The following is a 17,526-nucleotide window of genomic DNA, read 5'->3' as shown; positions in this document are numbered from 1 at the left end:
GAGGGAAAACCTCACGTCCGGTTTGATGAAGGGGGAACTGGAAAGTAACTAGAGGGCTTGCGCCCTCCAACGAAATTCAGTTCTCTACTCTACTCTTGCTGGGGCGTGTTTGCAAACACGTCCTGGCAAGCTGGCTTGGACTAAACGATAGATGAGGAATGCGTGGCAGCGGCTGCCGAGGCAGTGCCTGAATTCGATTTTCGAAATTTCACAATGTACGGCTTGAGCGATAACGCAATGATGACGCCAAAGGCGGCTTTTATCGCATCTCCCAGCAAGTATGGATAGCAGGACGCTGTCATCGCTTTCTGGAAATCGTAATGAAGCGAATACATGAACCAGGAAACACCCGGAATATAGCACAGCAGAGAACTGCAAACCTCAAAGACGATAAATAAGGAAATCGCAAGCAAAGTCTTGCTTCGCATAATAGCTGCGGAGCCAAGCACCTTCTCCACAAACAGCGAAATGAGCAGGGCGCCGAAGGGGAAATAAGCAATAAATCCGCCTGTATAGCCAATTAAAGTGGAAATGCCTCCTTGACCGCTAAAGAGCGGAAGCCCGAAAGCCGCAAGTACAATGATGATGAAAATGCTGACGAAGGCGTCGCGCGGTTTCAGGAATAATCCACACAGGATTACGGCTAGGGTCTGCAGCGTGAACGGTACAAGCGAGGCGGTAAGCTTGATTGAAATTTCGCTAAGTACAATGAACAAGGCTGCGAATAAAGCAATAAATACGATGGATCGAATGGAACGGCTGTGCATTTGACAAGGTCTCCTTTTTATCATTGCAATTTTATTGTTAACCAAGTATCCTTGTAATAGGTTAACAATACGGATTCTAGCATAGACATTTTCATTTGGGAAGAGGCAAGGGGAAGATTTTTTTGGACAGAGATGGAGATTGGATTCGATTGAAGGACGTTACACTGCATGGGGACAGCATGGAAGAGGAGAGACAGCAGAAGCCCATTCTTGCAAATATCAGCTTGTCGATCAAAGAAGGTGAATGGATTTCGCTGATTGGTACGAACGGAAGCGGGAAGAGTACGCTGGCAAAGCTGATTGCTGGCGTGCCTATGGCGCTGGTATCCGGGGAAATACGACGTTCAGAGGCTTGTACGAGGCGCCAAGGCGGGCGAATTCCGATCCTGCTGCAGCAGCCGCATGCAGGTATCATTGGAGATACGCCTTGGGAGGATGTTGTGCTTTTGCTGGAGCGGCAAGGCATGGCTTCGAAGCCTATCGCGGCTGCGGCGGAAGCGGCGCTTCAGGCGGTCGGTCTAGGCGAGAGAATGAAGCAAAGCGTAAGCAGCTTGTCCGGCGGACAACTGCAATTAACGGCGATTGCCGGCTGCCTTGCGGGCGGGGCGCCAATGCTTATTTTCGACGAAGCGACCTCGATGCTCGATCCGCATGCTTCGTTATATGTGCAAGAGCGTATCCGCTCGCTGCACGGCGACGGCGTAACGGTGCTGTGGATAACCCAGAAGCTGCCGGAGCTTCGCAGCGAGGATCGCGTTCTGGTGATGCAAGGCGGAGAACTGGCTTTCGACGGCAAAGCGGAGACGTTGTTCGAGCGTGGAGAAGACAAGGAGGGGAGCAGCGCTGCAGAGCTGCTGGGATTAAAGCCTCCTTATGCGGTCGAGACGGCTTGGGAGCTTCGCAAGGAAGGCATCGATCTGCGACCGCTGCCGTTCACGGCGGAGCAGCTTGCAGAGGCGGTGATAAGCTATGGCGGATAATTGGGAGCTGCGCGATGTCGCGGTTCGCGGCAATGACGAACAGGGCATGCTGCTGCTCAGCGGCGTAACCGTTTCGTTGCAAGCAGGGAGCATTATCTTGGTCATCGGTCATAATGGAGCGGGCAAGTCAACGCTGCTGGAGACGCTCGCGGGGTTAAGAGAGCTGGATGGAGGAGAGATTCTCCTTGGACATGAGCCGCTGTGGCTGAGCAAATCCCGAAGGCAAATGACAGCAGGGAAGAAAAGCGGCGACTCCGGCAAGCAAGGTGCATCCGAGCTCGCGAGTACATCCAAGAGCTCTTCAAAACGGAAGCTGAATCGCTGCGTTCTGCTGAAGACAGGCATCGCGATGCAGCATTCGGAGTCGCAATGGTTCGCGAATACGGTAAGGGATGAGCTGCGCTATTCGCTGCGGCCGTACAAGCTGCCGGACGCGGAGGCAGAGCGGCGCATGATGTCGGCGCTGCGGGAGGTCGGGCTGCAGCCGGATTTGCTGGAGCGGGATCCATGGACGCTGAGCGGCGGTCAGCAGCGCAGGCTGGCGCTGGCCTGTCTGCTCGCGTGCGAGCCGGACTGGCTGCTGCTTGACGAGCCGACGGCGGGACTGGACGCCGAGGGGATCGAGCGTTTGCGCGCGGTGCTCGCCGCGCACAGAGCGGCCGGGCGCGGAGCGGTCGTAGCCACGCACGACCTCGACGCGCTGCTGCCGCTCGCGGACGCCGTCGTCGTGGTTGCAGACGGCGCCGTCCGCGAAGCGGCACCCGCAGAGGCGGCGCTATCGCTCGGCGCTGCCGCGCCTCAGGCGCATCGCGCGCTGGCGCTGCTGCGCGGGCAGGCGGCGCTGCCGCCGGAGGCGCTCGCCGGGAGCTGCGGCGCTGCGCCGGCGCTCTCGCCGCGCGAGCTGGCCGCGGCGCTCGCTCCCGCGCTGCTGCGGCAGGTTCCCCAGCGCTGCGAGCCGCCCGCAGAGCAATCCTCGCCCGCGACCGATTGGCAGGATCAAGCGCCGCAGACTGCTGTCTTATCGTTAATGCAAGATCAAGGATCGATCGTATCTGAGCAATCTGTCATCTCCGAGGCAGCTTCATCTCAGCACTTGCAACCATCGCCGACAAGACGCAAGCGTCTGCGATCCGATTGGTTCGATCCGCGCGCGGTAATCGCTTCATATCTGCTCCTGACCGCAAGCTTGCTGACCTTAAGCACTATAGCTCAGACTGTTATGGGAGTCATGATTTCCTTGCTGGCTGCGGCTCCTTTCTACCCACTGTACAGAGGGAAGCTGCGACTGATTCGGGCTTTCGCCGTTATGACGATCATTCTAATTGTTTTCGGCGGCATATCGCTTCGTCCGCTGCAGTTTCACTGGGAATCGGCCGAGCCTGTGGCGGTGAGGATGCTGGCCCTGCTCTGCATATTCGGACTCGGCATGCCGCTCATGGAGCTTATTGCGCCGTTTCGTCTGCAGCGGGCTATCGAACAAAGCTTGGGTTGGCTTGCGAAGCTTCGCGTGCCCGTTCATGTGTTCGGCTTGCTGGTGATGCTCGTTTTTCGATTTATTCCGTTAATTATGGGAGAGTGGGGGAGGTTCGCGAAATTGGCGCATGCGCGAGGAAAAGCGACAGGAAGTTTGGGCGCGCTGCCGCTAAGGCAGCTGCCGGTCATTCTCTTGCCCTTTCTGCGGGCTGTGCTCAGACTCGGAGAAGGCATGGCGGAGGCGCTCGAAGCTAGAGGGTTCGGCGAGAGCGGACAACCCGCATCCTACGGCTTTCGCCTTAAGCCGGCAAAGCAGGACGCCGTTCTTCTGGGCTCTGCCATTCTTTTAAGCTTATTTTTGCTTCAGCTGGTTTAGTGGGGTTTCAACGCGGGTTAGGCCATCCGTCTCTTCCGGAGGGTGAGCCGTTCACTTCTCGGAACACGAATTTCGCAAGGATTTTAGCCAAAATGTGAAACGTTCAACGAGTTTCTTTCTCTTTTTCAAAGCGGCAAGGTTCGATATGATTATTCATATTCGCTTAGAGGAGGGAACCTGCGTTGCACATGCAAATGATGCTTGCCGCATTGTTCACGTTTATCATTCATCTGTCAGAGACCTTGACCTATTCGCTGCGATTGGCAGGCGTAAGAATGGGGAAGCTGGCTGTATCCCTGTCCTTGACGGGAATAATACTGCTGGTCTCGCGCACGGCCAATATGGCTCAGGCTCCGCTCACCGGCAATATTATCGATTACGCGAAGCTTCACGCAAGCTTCGAGCTCGTTGATCCTTTCCGCATCATTATCGGCGCCGCCTCGCTCGGAACCTTAGCAGCGATTCTGCTGCTTCCAAGCGCTTCGAGGGCGGCAACGCGTGTAATCGCCAATCTCGAAGCGTCGGGCTCCATCCCGAGTATGCTTCGTTCCTTCGCATCCGTGAAGCGAATCCGCAACGCTCGGCTCCATTTGCGCATTCCACGCCTTGCCATGCTGTCCCGGCTGCGTGTCGGAGGCATTCCGAAGCGGCTCATTCTGCTCAATACGACAGTTACCGCACTCTACACAATCGGCGTGCTGGCAGCGCTGCTCGCGGCGTCCCTGACGACGGAATGGTCAACTACAGCCTCGCAATCCTCGGGATTGATTAACGGCATGGCAACCATTCTGTTCGCGCTGCTTATCGATCCGCAGATAGGATTGCTCACCGATAGAGTGATGAAAGGCGAGAGGAAGCTCGGCGCACTTCAGAAAACATTCGGCCTGCTTATGCTCTCGCGATTGCTCGGCACGATACTGGCTCAGGCGCTGCTTGTTCCCGCCTCGCATTTCATTCTCCTGATCATTTCTATTTTCTAGGTTTATTCGTGTCCGTCTACCCTTCACTTTTCCTCAAGCCAGCATTTCCGTTGTGATCCATCCTCCCATCGCTCTTCCTCTTGTCAGCAATCGACCAACGCCAAACGAGCGAAGTCGCGATAAGCGTTAACAGCGCTCCGAACACAAATCCGCTGCCAAGCCCCCATTCCTCATTCAGCCAGCCTGCGAGGAAGGGGCCGGAGAACATGCCTATTGCATAAATCGCTTGATACAAACCCATGGCGGTTGCCCGTCCTCGCTCTTGCACATCCCTTATGGCCAACCCAAGCAGGAGCGGCAAGTGCAGGCCTTGCGCAAAGCCGTTGAACGCCTGAGAGAGATAGAGCAGCGGAAGCCGGTCTATGAAGAGCATAGAGCCCGTGCAGATGCCGCTTAGAATAAAACCGGCCGCTATGACCTTCCATGGGCCGAAAACAGGCGCGAATCGGCTGCCAGTGAGAAAGGAGGCTGTCGCGTGCGGCAGCATAAATGCGAATACCAGCAGCGTCAGCTCTATTCCGCTTGCGCCTAACTCCGCGCCTTTGAGCGGGGTGAAGCCGAACATTGTAATGAATAGTACGCCATGCGCGAGAATGCTGAGCATCGATACGCGCAGCAGAGTGGAGTTGCGGACAACCTTGCCAACTCTATCCAGCGACATGCGTTTCCCCTCATCCAGCGAAGTATGGCTCTCGCGCAGGAAGAGGGAAAGCGCGAGCCCGATTACAGCTGCGGCGATTCCAACGACAAAGGGAGCCTTCGGGCTGAAATCATCCGTCAGCCAGCCGCTGAGGAGCATGCCCGCCATCTGTCCGGAAACGGTCATGACACTAATGTTGCCCATCGCTTTGCCGGCTTCGCCATGAGCGAAGAAGGCGGCGTACATAACGGTGAACGCAACCCAGGTCGAGGCGCATACGCCGGCCAGCAGTCTGCCCGCAAGCGGCCAGATCCACAGATCCGGAAGCAAGAACAGCATGCAGCTGCCGCCGGCGCTTACAAAACCGAGCAGAATGAACGGTTTGCGCTTGCCGAGGCGATCCGACAGAACGCCAAGCGGGAAACGCACAAGCATCTGCACGAGGCCATAACTGCCGAGCACAATGCCAATGAACGGCAGGGAATATCCAAGATCGCTTAAGTACGGAGACAGCGTAGGCACATAGATGTACATGGAAGTCCAATAGAGCAGCGTGACGATAGTAAACAAACGTCGTTCCATAGCGTTGCATCAAGCCCCTTTCCTTCTCCACTTTAGCTGATGAGCAAGGAGGATGTCACGATATTTTCAAATTTCGATTGGCATTCGTAATAATTTTGTAAGAATTAGGTTCAACATCGTTTAGAAATGGACGATAAGATAAACATTAGGAATAAGACATGAGTACCGCGAAAAGATCGAAGAACAGGACGTGAGGCTGTTGTCCATAAGAGTAAGACTGTACATGTCTTATCTGGCCATGGCATTCGTGCCGGTCGTGCTGCTGATGCTCATCATTATATTCGTCCTCTTGACCGGAGACAGACAGGATTTGCGAGAGCTTACTTCTGCGCAGAAGAACGAGAATTTCAATCAGGCGTTAATCTACGGGGAGCTGTCCTACGTACTGCGGGAGGATACGGAGCAACTTCAGAATCCCGCATTCGTCGAAAACCTGCAAGAGAGGCTGCGCGAGCAGTGGGCGGGAGTTCTTATTACGAAGAACGATCAACTGACGAATGTGTCTCCATTCCTCCGCGAGCAGTCGCAGGAAGAGAATTGGGAGGAGGTGGCCGCAAACCCGAAGGAAAGCTACGCCTTCAAGCGGTATCGCTACACGACGCATACCATCGCGTTCACGTATGGGGATGGCAGCAAAGGGGAGGTCATTCTGCTTCATCGGTCCAATCCGGTTCCAATTTTCTGGCATCCTCTGTCGATGCTCATTCTGGCGATTATTATTTGCTTGACGAGCCTGATCTTAACCTATCTGATGTCTCGGAGCATCATTCGGCCCATTCATCAGCTAAGAACGGCGGCGCTGCGTATCAAGGATGGCGATTTGACCTATGAGCCGCCTCGGAAACGCAGGAAGCGCAGATTCGGCGGCAAGAAGATGAGCGAGCTCGATCAGCTCAGCTCCGCCTTCGAGGAGATGAGAATGAGGCTGAAGCATTCTATCGACCAGAGTCTTCTCTACGAGGAGAACCGCAAGCTGCTTCTCTCTCATATTTCCCATGATTTGAAGACGCCGATTTCGGCCATTCGCGGTTATGTCGAGGGTATTCTGGACGGCATCGCCAATACGGAAGAGAAGAAGGAGAGATACATGCGGACGATTTACCGGAAAGCGGCGGATATGGACCAGTTAATTGATGAATTGTTTTTGTTCTCGAAGCTGGATCTGCAGAAAATTGCCTATGATTTCAAAGTAATTGATCTATGCCGCTATACCGAGCATGTCATGGAGGAGCAACGGTTTGAGCTGGACAAGGAGCATGTGCAATTGACCTATATCAAGGAAAGCGAAGGGGAGCTGTGGATCGCGGCAGATCCCGAGAAGCTGAATCGGGTATTCATGAATATTTTGAGCAATTCCGTGAAATACATGAGCAATGATCCAGGCGCTTACGGGAAGCGTTCAATAACGGTCACGCTTACGGAGCAACCTCGGCATGCGGTCATCCGTATAGCAGACACAGGACCGGGAATCGACGAGGGCGATCTTCCCTTCATCTTCGACCGCTTCTACCGTGCGGAGCAATCCCGCAATTCGGAAACGGGCGGCAGCGGCCTCGGACTTGCCATCGTGAAACAAATCGTGGAGGGACATGGCGGCGAAGTATATGCGGAGAACAGGTCGCAAGGCGGAGCCTGCTTTACGCTTAGGCTCCCCAAATCGACCGATGTCAAGGCGGTGAACGAACATGAAGAATCTATTGATTATTGAAGACGAGAGATCGATAGCCGAACTGCAGCGAGATTACCTCGAAAGCCACGGGTATGGCGTTGAGATTGAAGGAAGAGGAGATGTGGGGCTCGAGAGGGCGCTCAGCGGCGAATTTCATCTCATTATTCTGGATGTGATGCTGCCGAAGCTTGACGGCTTTGAGATTTGCAGGCGAATCAGAGCGGTGAATAATATTCCGATTCTGCTGGTAACATCGAAGAAAGAGGATATCGACAAGATCAGAGGGCTTGGCCTCGGCGCGGATGATTATATGACGAAGCCGTTCAGTCCGAGCGAGCTGGTGGCAAGAGTGAAGGCCCATCTGAGCCGCTATGAACGCTTAACCGCGGACAAGCTGGAGCAGGGGGAGCATATTCAAATTCGCGGACTTTTCATCGACAAGACAGCCAGACGAATTTTGATTCACGATAAAGAAATTATGCTCACCTCCAAGGAGTATGAACTGCTTGTGCTGCTCGCCTCGCATCCCAACCGCGTGTTCGAGAAAGAAGCGCTGTTCGAGCGGGTATGGGGACTTGATTCCAATGGAGACGCAGCTACGGTGACGGTTCACATTCGGAGGCTGCGCGAGAAGATTGAACACGACCCGTCCAATCCGCAATATATTGAGACCATCTGGGGAGTCGGGTATCGATTCAAGATATAAAAAGAGGAGTGGAAGCATGAAGAGTATCATTAAATTCTCGATTAACAACAAATTCGCGTTATGGATTATGACGCTCATTGTTCTTGTCGCCGGCTTGACTGCGGGAACGAACATGAAGATGGAGACGTTGCCGGATATTACGATTCCGATCGTCAGCGTGACGACCGTCTATCCCGGCGCCGCGCCCGAGGAAGTTATGGAGAAGGTGACCAAGCCGATAGAGCAGCGCACGCGCAATCTCGAAGGTGTGGATACGGTATCCTCCACCTCCTACGAGAATGCTTCATCGATTGTCATTCAATACACGTTCGAGACGGATATGGATAAGGCGGAGGCTGAGATCAAGAGCATTCTTGCGGATATCAGCTTGCCTGACGGCGTGAACGCGCCCGATGTGTCCCGCATCTCACTGAACGCTTTTCCTGTCATTTCTCTCAGCTTGTCCAGCGACTCGCAGGATCTGACGGATCTTACGAAGCAAGTGAGCGAGAGCATTTTGCCAGAAATGCAAGGCCTTGACGGTGTTGCCGACGTGCAAATCTCGGGACAAAATGTAAGAAAAGGCGAGCTGACCTTCGACGCCGAGGCGCTTCAAAAGAATGGTCTGACCGAGGATACGGTTCAAACCATTATTAAGGCATCCGCGATATCCGTTCCGCTCGGCATCTTCGAATTCGGCGACACGGAGAAATCGGTTCTTGTGGACGGGAATATCGCGACGGAAGAGGATCTGAACAATCTGATTCTGATTCCGGGCGTGAAGCTTAGCGATGTGGCGACGCTCAAGGTCGAGGACACCGCGGAATCGATCTCCCATACGAACGGCAAAGAAGCGATTGGCATGAATATCGTCAAAGCCGCCGACGCGAACACAGTTGATGTCGTGAATGCGGTTAAGGATGAGATCAAGTCGCTCGAAGCGGACAACAAGGATCTCGCCTTCACGATTACGCTCGATCAAGGCAAGCCTATCGAGGATTCGGTTCATACGATGATCAGTAAAGCTGTTATTGGAGCATTGGCCGCGATTGTCATTATTCTGCTCTTCCTGCGAAATATTCGGACAACGATTATTTCGGTCGTATCGATACCGCTGTCTATTCTGATCGCGATTCTGCTTCTGAAGCAGATGGATATTACGCTTAATATTATGACGCTGGGCGCGATAACGGTTGCGATAGGTCGGGTAATCGACGATTCCATAGTCGTTATCGAGAATGTGTACAGGAGAATGTCGCTTGCGAACGAGAAGCTCTCCGGAAGAGAATTGATCGTCTCCGCAACCCGGGAAATGTTCACCCCGATCATGTCCTCGACGATTGTAACCGTAGCTGTATTCTTGCCGCTGGGCTTCGTAACAGGCGCGATCGGACAGATCTTCCTGCCGTTTGCTCTTACAGTCGTATTCGCGCTTGGCGCATCGCTTGTGGTCGCGGTTACTGTCGTGCCGATGATGGCGCATATGCTGTTCCGCAATGGCTTGAAGGCGAATCAAGTGCATGAAGACAAGCCGGGCAGACTCGCGCTTTGGTACAAAGGCGTGCTGAATTGGACGCTCAATCATAAAATCATTACTTTCGGTGGCGCGGTTCTGTTGTTGATCGGCAGCCTGCTGCTCGCCCCGGTTGTCGGCTTCAGCTTCCTGCCTGCCGATGAAGAGAAAACGATGATGATCACGTATAATCCGGCTCCGGGCGAGACGCTGGAGAACGTCACGGATATGGCGGCGAAGGCCGAGGAGCAGCTAATGGCGCGAGAAGGTCTGGATATCGTGCAATATGCGGTCGGCGGATCGAATCCGTTCAGTCCCGGCGCTTCCAAGCAGGCGATATTCAACCTGAGCTATGCCAAGGATTTCAAGAATTTCTCCGATGAGAAGGAGAAAATTGTTCCGCTCTTGCAAGAGCTGGGCGGCAAAGGCGAGTGGAAGGAACAGAATTTTGCCGGAGGAGGTCTTGGCGATTCCGGCCTCTCCATCAAGGTCTACGGTCCGGATATGGCGTCCTTGAAGCCTGTGGTCGATGATCTGACGGCGAAGCTTGCAGAGAATAAGGATTTGTCGAACATCGACTCCAGCTTGAAGGAAACGTATCAGCAGTTCCGCATCGTCGCGGATCGCGAGAAGCTGAGCAATTACGGCTTGACGGCAGGACAAGTGGCCATGGCCCTTAGTCCCGTACGCGAGCAGCCGGCTCTGACAACGATTGAGAAGGACGGAAAAGCGGTCAGTGTATACGTCAGCGTTGATTCGAAAACGTACAATGATAAATCGGATCTCGAGAATGTCAAGCTGATGACGCCGCTTGGAACAGAGGTTGCGCTGAAGGATGTAGTAACGATCGAAGAAGGAGAGTCGCCGAACACGATTACCCGTCTGGATGATCGGGTCTACACCGAGGTGAGCGCCGATGTGGAGTCGTCGAACGTTGGAGCCGTATCCAGCGATGTGCAGAAGATGATTGACGAGATGGAGCTGCCGAGCAATGTGGATATCGATATGGGCGGCGTAACGGAGCAGATGAATGAAACCTTCTCCCAGCTTGGTCTGGCTATGCTGGCAGCCGTGGCTATCGTCTATCTCGTGCTTGTCATTACATTCGGAGGCGCGCTTACGCCGCTCACGATTCTGTTCTCTCTTCCGTTCACAGTTATAGGAGCTATGCTAGGGCTCTTGATCTTCAACGAAACCATCAGCGCAACGGCATTAATCGGCGCCTTGATGCTGATCGGTATTGTCGTAACGAACGCGATTGTGCTTATCGACCGCGTTATTCACAAGGAACGCGATGGCTTGTCTGTACGCGAAGCGCTTCTCGAAGCGGGCGTCACAAGACTCCGTCCGATCCTGATGACGGCAATCGCCACTGTCGGCGCGTTGCTTCCGCTGGCATTCGGCTTTGAATCCGGCGGCTTGATTTCCAAAGGCATGGCAGTGACCGTTATCGGGGGGTTGACCAGTTCGACGCTGCTGACACTTATCATTGTGCCGATTGTATATGAATTCTTGAATCGCAAAAAAGCGAAAAAGCAGAAATTGCAAGCGGCAAACCATTAATTCGTTATCAATTGAGAAACAGCAAGTTTGAGGAAGCTCCGCAGGCGCGTTATGCGCTTATGGAGCTTTCTGCTGTTGACAGGGGTATAATAGAGAATGGACGACATTCAAACTCATGTCTGGAGTGATGTTAATGACAGCGTTAGCGGGAAAGAAGATCGGCTTTATCGGATTAGGCGTAATGGGCAGGAGCATGGCGAGACATCTAGGGGAAAACGGAGCGGAGTTGCATATCTATACACGCACGAAGTCGAAGGCGGAGGATTTGATTGAAGCGGGCATGCAGTGGCATGGCTCGGCGGGAGACCTCGCCCCGATATGCGATATCATCATTACGATTGTTGGCTATCCGAAGGATGTGGAAGAAATTTATTTGGGCGAGAAGGGACTGATTCTATCCGCGAAGCCGGGGACGACCTTCATCGATATGACGACCTCGAGTCCCGAGCTTGCGAAGCGGATCTACAAAGCGGCGGAAGGCAATGGCTGCTTCGCCCTGGACGCTCCCGTTTCAGGAGGCGATATCGGCGCGCAGAGAGCGGCTTTGTCTATCATGGTCGGGGGAGACGAGACGGTGTTCGAGGCGGTTCTACCCGTTCTGCAATGCATGGGAGGAGGCATCGTGCTCCAAGGCGGAGCGGGGGCGGGCCAGCATACGAAGATGGCCAATCAGATTGCGATCGCGTCGAACATGGTCGGCGTTTGCGAAGCGTTGATCTATGCGAAGAACGCCGGACTTGAGCTCGAGTCGGTGCTCCAGAGCATCGGCTCAGGAGCGGCCGGAAGCTGGTCCCTAAGCAATCTCGCGCCGCGCATTATTGGAGGCGATTTCGAGCCGGGCTTCTATGTGAAGCATTTTATCAAGGATATGGGCATCGCTCTTGATTCAGCGAAAGAGATGGGCCTTGACCTGCCCGGACTTGCGCTTGCGAACGGCCTCTATGAGCGAATTGCCGAGGCAGGTCTTGGCGACAAAGGCACGCATGCGCTGTATAAGGCTTGGGATGTAGAATAAGGCGGGCTTAATCAGGACAAGCTAGCCTCATCATTCCTGCGCTTTGAAGCAGATTGAAGGAGGCGTTGATGTGTTCGGAAATATTGTGGTGAAAACGGTGTTGCTGCTGCTTAGCCTTGCGCATGGCGAGACCGCATTGCATCTGGAGCAAGCTCATGCCGCCGTCGCGGCTCCCGGCTATGCAAAATGGGGAAGGCTTGCCATGGAAGAGGCGGCTAAGGCCTATTCCGGCGCGGACATTGTCGATTATAAGTATGAAGGAAAATCTAGGCGCAGCGACGGCCATTACGAAGAGAGCTTCTTGCTGCTTCTGAATCGCAATCAGAAGGAATTCAATGTTCGCGTCGTTATCACAGTGGATTCGAGCTCCGAGAGAGAGCTGAGCTTGAAGATAATTGAACTGTAGACTCTTCGCGCCAATGGACAACTTCGTCCTGATAACGTTACAATGCTATTGTAGCTTTGATTCATTGGTGAAAGGTGATGAAGGAATGTATCGTGAAATGACGGCCGATGAGCTGCACGAACAATTGCAGCAAGGCGTGAAGTTGAATCTGATCGATGTCAGAGAGCCTGATGAATGGCAGGAGGCGCATATTAAAGAAGCGCGCAGCATTCCGCTGTCCGAGTTCCAAGCCAGAGCGAACGAGGTTCACGAGGTAGAGGGCGAGGTCGTGTTCATTTGCAGAAGCGGCGGAAGAAGCGGCAGAGTTTGCGAGTTTCTGACCTCGCAGGGCTTTGAAGTCGTGAATGTGAGCGGCGGCATGCTGGCTTGGCAGGGCGAGGTTGTGCACGGCGAGTAAGATGTCTGGCACGGCTGTACGAGCAGGTTTTGCTTCACGATTAGAATATAAGCCTAGGCGGGCTGCCGGCATTCGATTATGGGATACCGGCAGTCCGTTTCGTATTTCAAGGCAAGGTTTCGGGCTTCCGAAGCATTAATGGACTTCTTTTTCACAGAGCCATCCCATCCCTTTCTGAGGTATACTCTACCTAAGAATAGAAGGAGGCATGGAGGCTGGCCATGAACTATGTAATAGGCGTTGATGTAGGAGGAACGAACATCGTTGGCGGTTTGCTGGATTCGGAAGGCCATGTTCTGGCCAAGAAGAAAGATTCGACTGAAGCAATTAAGGGCAGCGCGCATGTGATTGGCAAAATTGCAGGCATGGTGAATGAGCTCTTGGCCGAGCAGGGGGTATCGAAGCGGGAGCTGATCGCAGTCGGGGTAGGAACGCCGGGCTGGGTGGATCCCGAGCAAGGCGTCGTGCTGATTGCCAGCAATTTGAACTGGCTGGATGTGCCGCTGGCCTCCGAGCTGTCGGCTGTTCTCGGCGTTTCTGTCTATATTGACAACGATGTGAGAATGTATGTCTATGGGGAAGCAGTCATAGGAGCGGGCCGCGGTTATGAGCATGTATACGGAATTACTCTGGGCACAGGAATCGGCTCCGCGCTGGTAGAGAGAGGACGGCTGTATTACGGCAGCCGTTATATGTCAGGCGAGCTTGGTCATATTCGCGTTCACGGCTTGAAGCGAAGATGCGCCTGCGGGAAAATCGGGTGTCTGGAAACCTTGGCCTCTGCAACCGGAATTGCCAGATTTGCCGTTGATTTGATAGAAGGAGGAAGAAAGAGTATATTACAAGAGAAAGCGGCAGGCGAGCTGTCGCAATTGACAGCACTTGATGTCTCGAATGCTTACGACGAAGGGGACGAGGTGGCGATTGAGGTGCTGCATGAAACGGGCAGAAGGCTTGGAGAAGCCTTGTCATACGCTGTAGAAATTGTTAGTCCCGACATTATTGTCATTGGAGGGGGAAGCGCCATGGCCGGCGAAAGGCTGTTCAAGCCGATGCGGGATGAACTGCAGCAATGTCTCGAGCCGAAATTCTGGGCAAATCTCGCCATCAGGACCGCTGAACATATCGACGAAGCAGGCGTGATTGGAAGCGCATTGCACGCGAAGGCCAGATTCAGCGAATAACGAACAAGCAATGGGATGACGGAGGCGGTTGCGATGACAATGAGTAATCAGAAAAATCAAGTGAGTGAAGCATTTCAAAAAAATCCAGGGGTTAACGATCGATTGTATTGGGTCGGCTTGCTGGATCAAATCGCGAAGCCCGTTCTGAAAGCGTTGTCTGAGCGTCGATTGAAACGCGACATGCCTGCGGCAGGGCATAGCGATCGCTCGGCCTTCGCCCATCTGGAGGCGCTTGGCCGATTGCTCTGCGGAATCGCACCTTGGCTTGAGGCTGAAGGGCTAAGCGAAGAAGAGGAAGAGCTAAGGCAACAATATGCGAATTGGGCCAGAGATGCAATTACGGCAGGAACAGATCCGAATTCTCCCGACTACATGAACTTTGAATATGAGCATCAGCCCATTGTAGACGCGGCGTTCCTGGCGCAGGCGGTATTGCGGGCGCCGAAGGAATTGTTCGAGAAGCTGGATGAGGAAGCGAAAGGAAATCTGATTGATGCCTTGCAGGCAACCCGTACGCGATTGCCCGCCTACAACAATTGGTTGTTGTTCGCCGCGACAATCGAGGCTGCTTTGCACAGAATGGGGGCCGATTGGGATGTGATGCGCGTCGATTACGCGCTGCTTCAGCACGAGCAGTGGTATGTCGGCGACGGCGCATACGGCGACGGTCCCAGCTTCCACTGGGACTATTATAATTCCTTTGTCATTCAGCCCATGCTGGTCGATGTACTGGCTGAAGTCGGTCATTTGCAGGGCAGATGGTCGAAATTGATTCCAACGGCAAGAGAGAGAGCATGTCGGTATGCGGCCGTGCTTGAGAGATTTATTGCGCCCGACGGTACCTATCCTCCGATTGGCCGTTCGCTTGTCTATCGATTCGGAGCGTTCCATGCACTGTCGCAAGCTGCGCTTCTGCATCGGCTTCCGGACGAGGTTTCGCCGGCGCAAGTGCGGTGCGCGCTTACGGCTGTCATGCGCAGAACGATGCGGCTGGGGAACAATTTCGACGAGGGGGGCTGGCTGACAATCGGATTGAGCGGACATCAGCCCGGTCTTGGAGAGCCTTACATCTCTACCGGAAGCTTATACTTATGCGCTGCCGTATTCCTTCCGCTGGGGCTGTCTCCAAACGATGATTTTTGGCAAGGCGAAGCGAAATGGACGGCTGTGAAGGCTTGGACCGGAGAAGCGACCCCGATTGATCACGCCTATTAACAAAGAACGAACAAGAAAAAGAACGGACCGCTGTTTCATGCGGCCGTTCATTTTTTTTGAGAAGCGCCCTCCTTCCTCTATGCTTATCTGGCTCTGAGCAGCTGCGTCCACAGCTCGCCGTCTTCATAGCCGAGCCTCCAGGCCGCTATGCCCGCCAAATCGTATTTCTTGGCGATCGCGACTCTGGCCAGCACCGTGTCCGGAGTTTCGGCCCAGAATAGATGCGTGTAGCCATCCTGCACATAGGTGTATTTCCACTGACCGGAAGCGATATCGAATTCGCCGACAGCTCCCGTATCCTTAATGAGCTGCGGGATGCTCTTCATCAGAATCGCTTTGTTGTCAATCAACGTTCCGTCCGTGGCGAGCCGCCATTCTCGGACATAGAATGGAATGCCCAGCATCAGCTTGCTGCGCGGCACACCGTAATTCAGAAATTGCTTCACGCCTTCCTCCGCCCAGGAGAGACTTGCGACCGAGCCGGGTTCCTCGCTGCCCTTCCAATGCTCGTCATAGGCCATAATGATGACCGTGTCCACGATTCCGGCAAGCGCGGCATGATCATACGCGGTTAGATGATTCCAACTGACGCTTCCTCTCGGAAGATCGATGGATACTTTAAGCTGCTTCGCATGAGCCGCATCGGCGAGTCTTTTCACGAAGGCCGTATACGCGTCGCGATCGGCGCCGGCGACCTCCTCGAAATCCAGATTCACGCCATGAACGCCAAGCGCGGCAAGCTTGCTGACCAACTGCAGGATGAATAAATCCTGCGCCTTCAAATCGCTTAGGAAGGCGGAGGTCAATGCGCGGTTGAAGCCGTTGTGAACGAGCGGCGTCACGAGAATGCCTTTATCCTTCAGCTGCTTAACCACGGAAGCGTCCGAGGTATCCCCAATGGCGCCGTCGGAGCCCTTCAACTCGAACCAGGTCGGCGAATCGTAATTCAGTCCCTGCGTATTCGCCACATGGCTTGCAATGACTGAGCTTGAACCGCTCCCGTTCCAGCCTAGAATCTGGAGCGGCTTCACATTCGTCCATAGCGCTCTGCCGTCATCTGTACGGATTGTAATATTTGCGTAGTATTTGGCATATTGCAGCGCGGAGCCAAGCTCATGGAAGGTGTTCACCAGCCGTCCGCTTTGATAGATCTTCAAATAAGGAACGGAGGTCCATAGCACGCTGCCGTTCCGCTTAACTTCGGAGTTCGCATATTTTTTTGCCATTTTCACCGCCTCATCCATGCCGATGAAGGTTTTCAGGAGCTTGCCGTTCTGTAGAACTTCATAAGTTTGCTCATTCGAATGAACGATTTTGCCGTTAGCGACGTTTACAACCTGAGAGCCCTCATAATCGTTAGAAGCTTCAATCGCTTCCTTCAAGTAGGCATACATCTTCGCGCCAACGATGGGAGCGTTATCGAACTGAAGCTGGTACACGGCATTCGCGGAACGTTGATCCTTAATCTGCGAGGCTGTTAGATTATCCCATATCCATGTCATGGTATTAAGATCGACGATATGCGCGTTGCTCCATTTCTTCGCTTCCTTCTTCGCTTCCTCCAAGCTGCGGAAGGACCATTTCGACAACGTGTTGTCTCCTTGATAAAGCCGATAACGGTCATAGGACTCGTAAGTCCAGCCGATGTTCTCCAAATCGCGAATGGATGCGTTGGCTAATGTTTTGGCGTAAGCGAGCGCGGCGTTATAATCCGCAAATTCCATCTTCGTTGTAGATCTGCCGTTTTGGTACACTTTGTATTTCGGAAAATTATTCCACAGCCATTTTCGATCCGCGATTCGTTCGACATGACTGTAACTGAAATATTTGGCGTAATTCAGAGCGGCGCCCTCGCTTGCGAACTCTTTCAACGCCTGGTCATACTGGTAAACCCGGTATTCCGTCATTTGCGCCGACGCTGCCGCGGCTTCTGTCCTATGCATGCCCGGTGCAAGGGAAGCATGGAGCAGCATGATGAACGCTGCGATCAGACCTAGCTTCTTGACCATAACCTATTAATCACTCTCCTCTATTCGTCTATCTATTAAACGCAAGAGGATAGGAAGAGTTGCTCGCCAGCT

14 protein-coding genes are annotated in these 17,526 nt (G+C 53.7%); 11 read left to right on the top strand and 3 right to left on the bottom strand.

Annotation, left to right across the window (positions count from 1 at the left end; translation table 11 throughout):
- Positions 1-140: 140 nt before the first annotated feature.
- Positions 141-767: a biotin transporter BioY gene (locus tag HFP08_RS21690; protein ID WP_168122702.1), complete on the bottom strand. Its 627-nt coding sequence runs from the start codon at positions 765-767 to the stop codon at positions 141-143.
- Between the two features lie 122 nt (positions 768-889).
- Here HFP08_RS21690 and HFP08_RS21685 point away from each other — a divergent pair, with 122 nt between their 5' ends.
- The 3 genes from HFP08_RS21685 to HFP08_RS21675 all read left to right on the top strand — a co-directional run bounded on the left by HFP08_RS21685 (position 890) and on the right by HFP08_RS21675 (position 4,576).
- A complete protein-coding gene (locus tag HFP08_RS21685) occupies positions 890-1,747 on the top strand; it encodes an ATP-binding cassette domain-containing protein (RefSeq protein ID WP_168122701.1) in 858 nt (285 codons plus the stop codon).
- Positions 1,737-3,596, top strand: coding sequence for an ATP-binding cassette domain-containing protein (locus tag HFP08_RS21680; RefSeq protein ID WP_168122700.1), 1,860 nt, complete (start codon positions 1,737-1,739; stop codon positions 3,594-3,596). The genes HFP08_RS21685 and HFP08_RS21680 overlap by 11 nt, the downstream gene beginning before the upstream one ends.
- Positions 3,597-3,784: 188 nt before the next feature.
- Positions 3,785-4,576: a lipid II flippase family protein gene (locus HFP08_RS21675; protein ID WP_168122715.1), complete on the top strand. Its 792-nt coding sequence runs from the start codon at positions 3,785-3,787 to the stop codon at positions 4,574-4,576.
- 16 nt (positions 4,577-4,592) lie between these two features.
- Here HFP08_RS21675 and HFP08_RS21670 read toward each other — a convergent pair whose 3' ends face one another.
- A complete protein-coding gene (locus HFP08_RS21670; protein ID WP_168122699.1) occupies positions 4,593-5,798 on the bottom strand; it encodes an MFS transporter in 1,206 nt (401 codons plus the stop codon).
- A gap of 223 nt (positions 5,799-6,021) precedes the next feature.
- Between HFP08_RS21670 and HFP08_RS21665 the strand changes: the two genes are divergently transcribed.
- The 8 genes from HFP08_RS21665 (at position 6,022) to HFP08_RS21630 (ending at position 15,445) form a co-directional block, all read left to right on the top strand.
- Complete coding sequence (locus HFP08_RS21665) at positions 6,022-7,506, top strand: sensor histidine kinase (protein ID WP_168122698.1); 1,485 nt, start codon at positions 6,022-6,024, stop codon at positions 7,504-7,506.
- A complete protein-coding gene (locus tag HFP08_RS21660; RefSeq protein WP_168122697.1) occupies positions 7,484-8,173 on the top strand; it encodes a response regulator transcription factor in 690 nt (229 codons plus the stop codon). Before HFP08_RS21665 ends, HFP08_RS21660 begins: the two co-directional genes overlap by 23 nt.
- Before the next feature lie 16 nt (positions 8,174-8,189).
- A complete protein-coding gene (locus HFP08_RS21655; protein ID WP_168122696.1) occupies positions 8,190-11,228 on the top strand; it encodes an efflux RND transporter permease subunit in 3,039 nt (1,012 codons plus the stop codon).
- Positions 11,229-11,361: 133 nt separating this feature from the next.
- Entirely contained in the window at positions 11,362-12,243 is an 882-nt protein-coding gene (locus HFP08_RS21650; RefSeq protein ID WP_168122695.1) for an NAD(P)-dependent oxidoreductase, read from the top strand.
- Between the two features lie 70 nt (positions 12,244-12,313).
- Positions 12,314-12,649: a DUF3889 domain-containing protein gene (locus HFP08_RS21645; protein ID WP_168122694.1), complete on the top strand. Its 336-nt coding sequence runs from the start codon at positions 12,314-12,316 to the stop codon at positions 12,647-12,649.
- 85 nt (positions 12,650-12,734) lie between these two features.
- Positions 12,735-13,046 (top strand): rhodanese-like domain-containing protein, encoded by a 312-nt coding sequence (locus HFP08_RS21640; protein ID WP_168122693.1) that lies wholly within the window; start codon positions 12,735-12,737, stop codon positions 13,044-13,046.
- Between the two features lie 221 nt (positions 13,047-13,267).
- Positions 13,268-14,230 carry an ROK family protein gene (locus HFP08_RS21635; RefSeq protein ID WP_168122692.1) on the top strand — a complete coding sequence of 321 codons (963 nt, stop codon included), beginning with the start codon at positions 13,268-13,270 and terminating at the stop codon, positions 14,228-14,230.
- Positions 14,231-14,269: 39 nt separating this feature from the next.
- The gene (locus tag HFP08_RS21630; protein WP_168122714.1) at positions 14,270-15,445 is read left to right on the top strand and encodes a DUF2264 domain-containing protein; all 1,176 of its coding nucleotides are present in this window, start codon (positions 14,270-14,272) and stop codon (positions 15,443-15,445) included.
- An 83-nt stretch (positions 15,446-15,528) separates the two neighbouring features.
- Here HFP08_RS21630 and HFP08_RS21625 read toward each other — a convergent pair whose 3' ends face one another.
- Positions 15,529-17,454, bottom strand: a complete 1,926-nt coding sequence (locus HFP08_RS21625) for a glycosyl hydrolase family 18 protein (RefSeq protein WP_168122691.1) — start codon at positions 17,452-17,454, stop codon at positions 15,529-15,531.
- Between the last annotated feature and the right edge of the window lie 72 nt (positions 17,455-17,526).

The sequence above is a fragment of the Paenibacillus sp. HB172176 genome (assembly GCF_011947265.1).
GTDB lineage: Bacteria > Bacillota > Bacilli > Paenibacillales > Paenibacillaceae > Pristimantibacillus.
The sequence above is the reverse complement of the archived record's forward strand: the minus strand, read 5'-3'. Positions and strand labels throughout refer to the sequence as shown.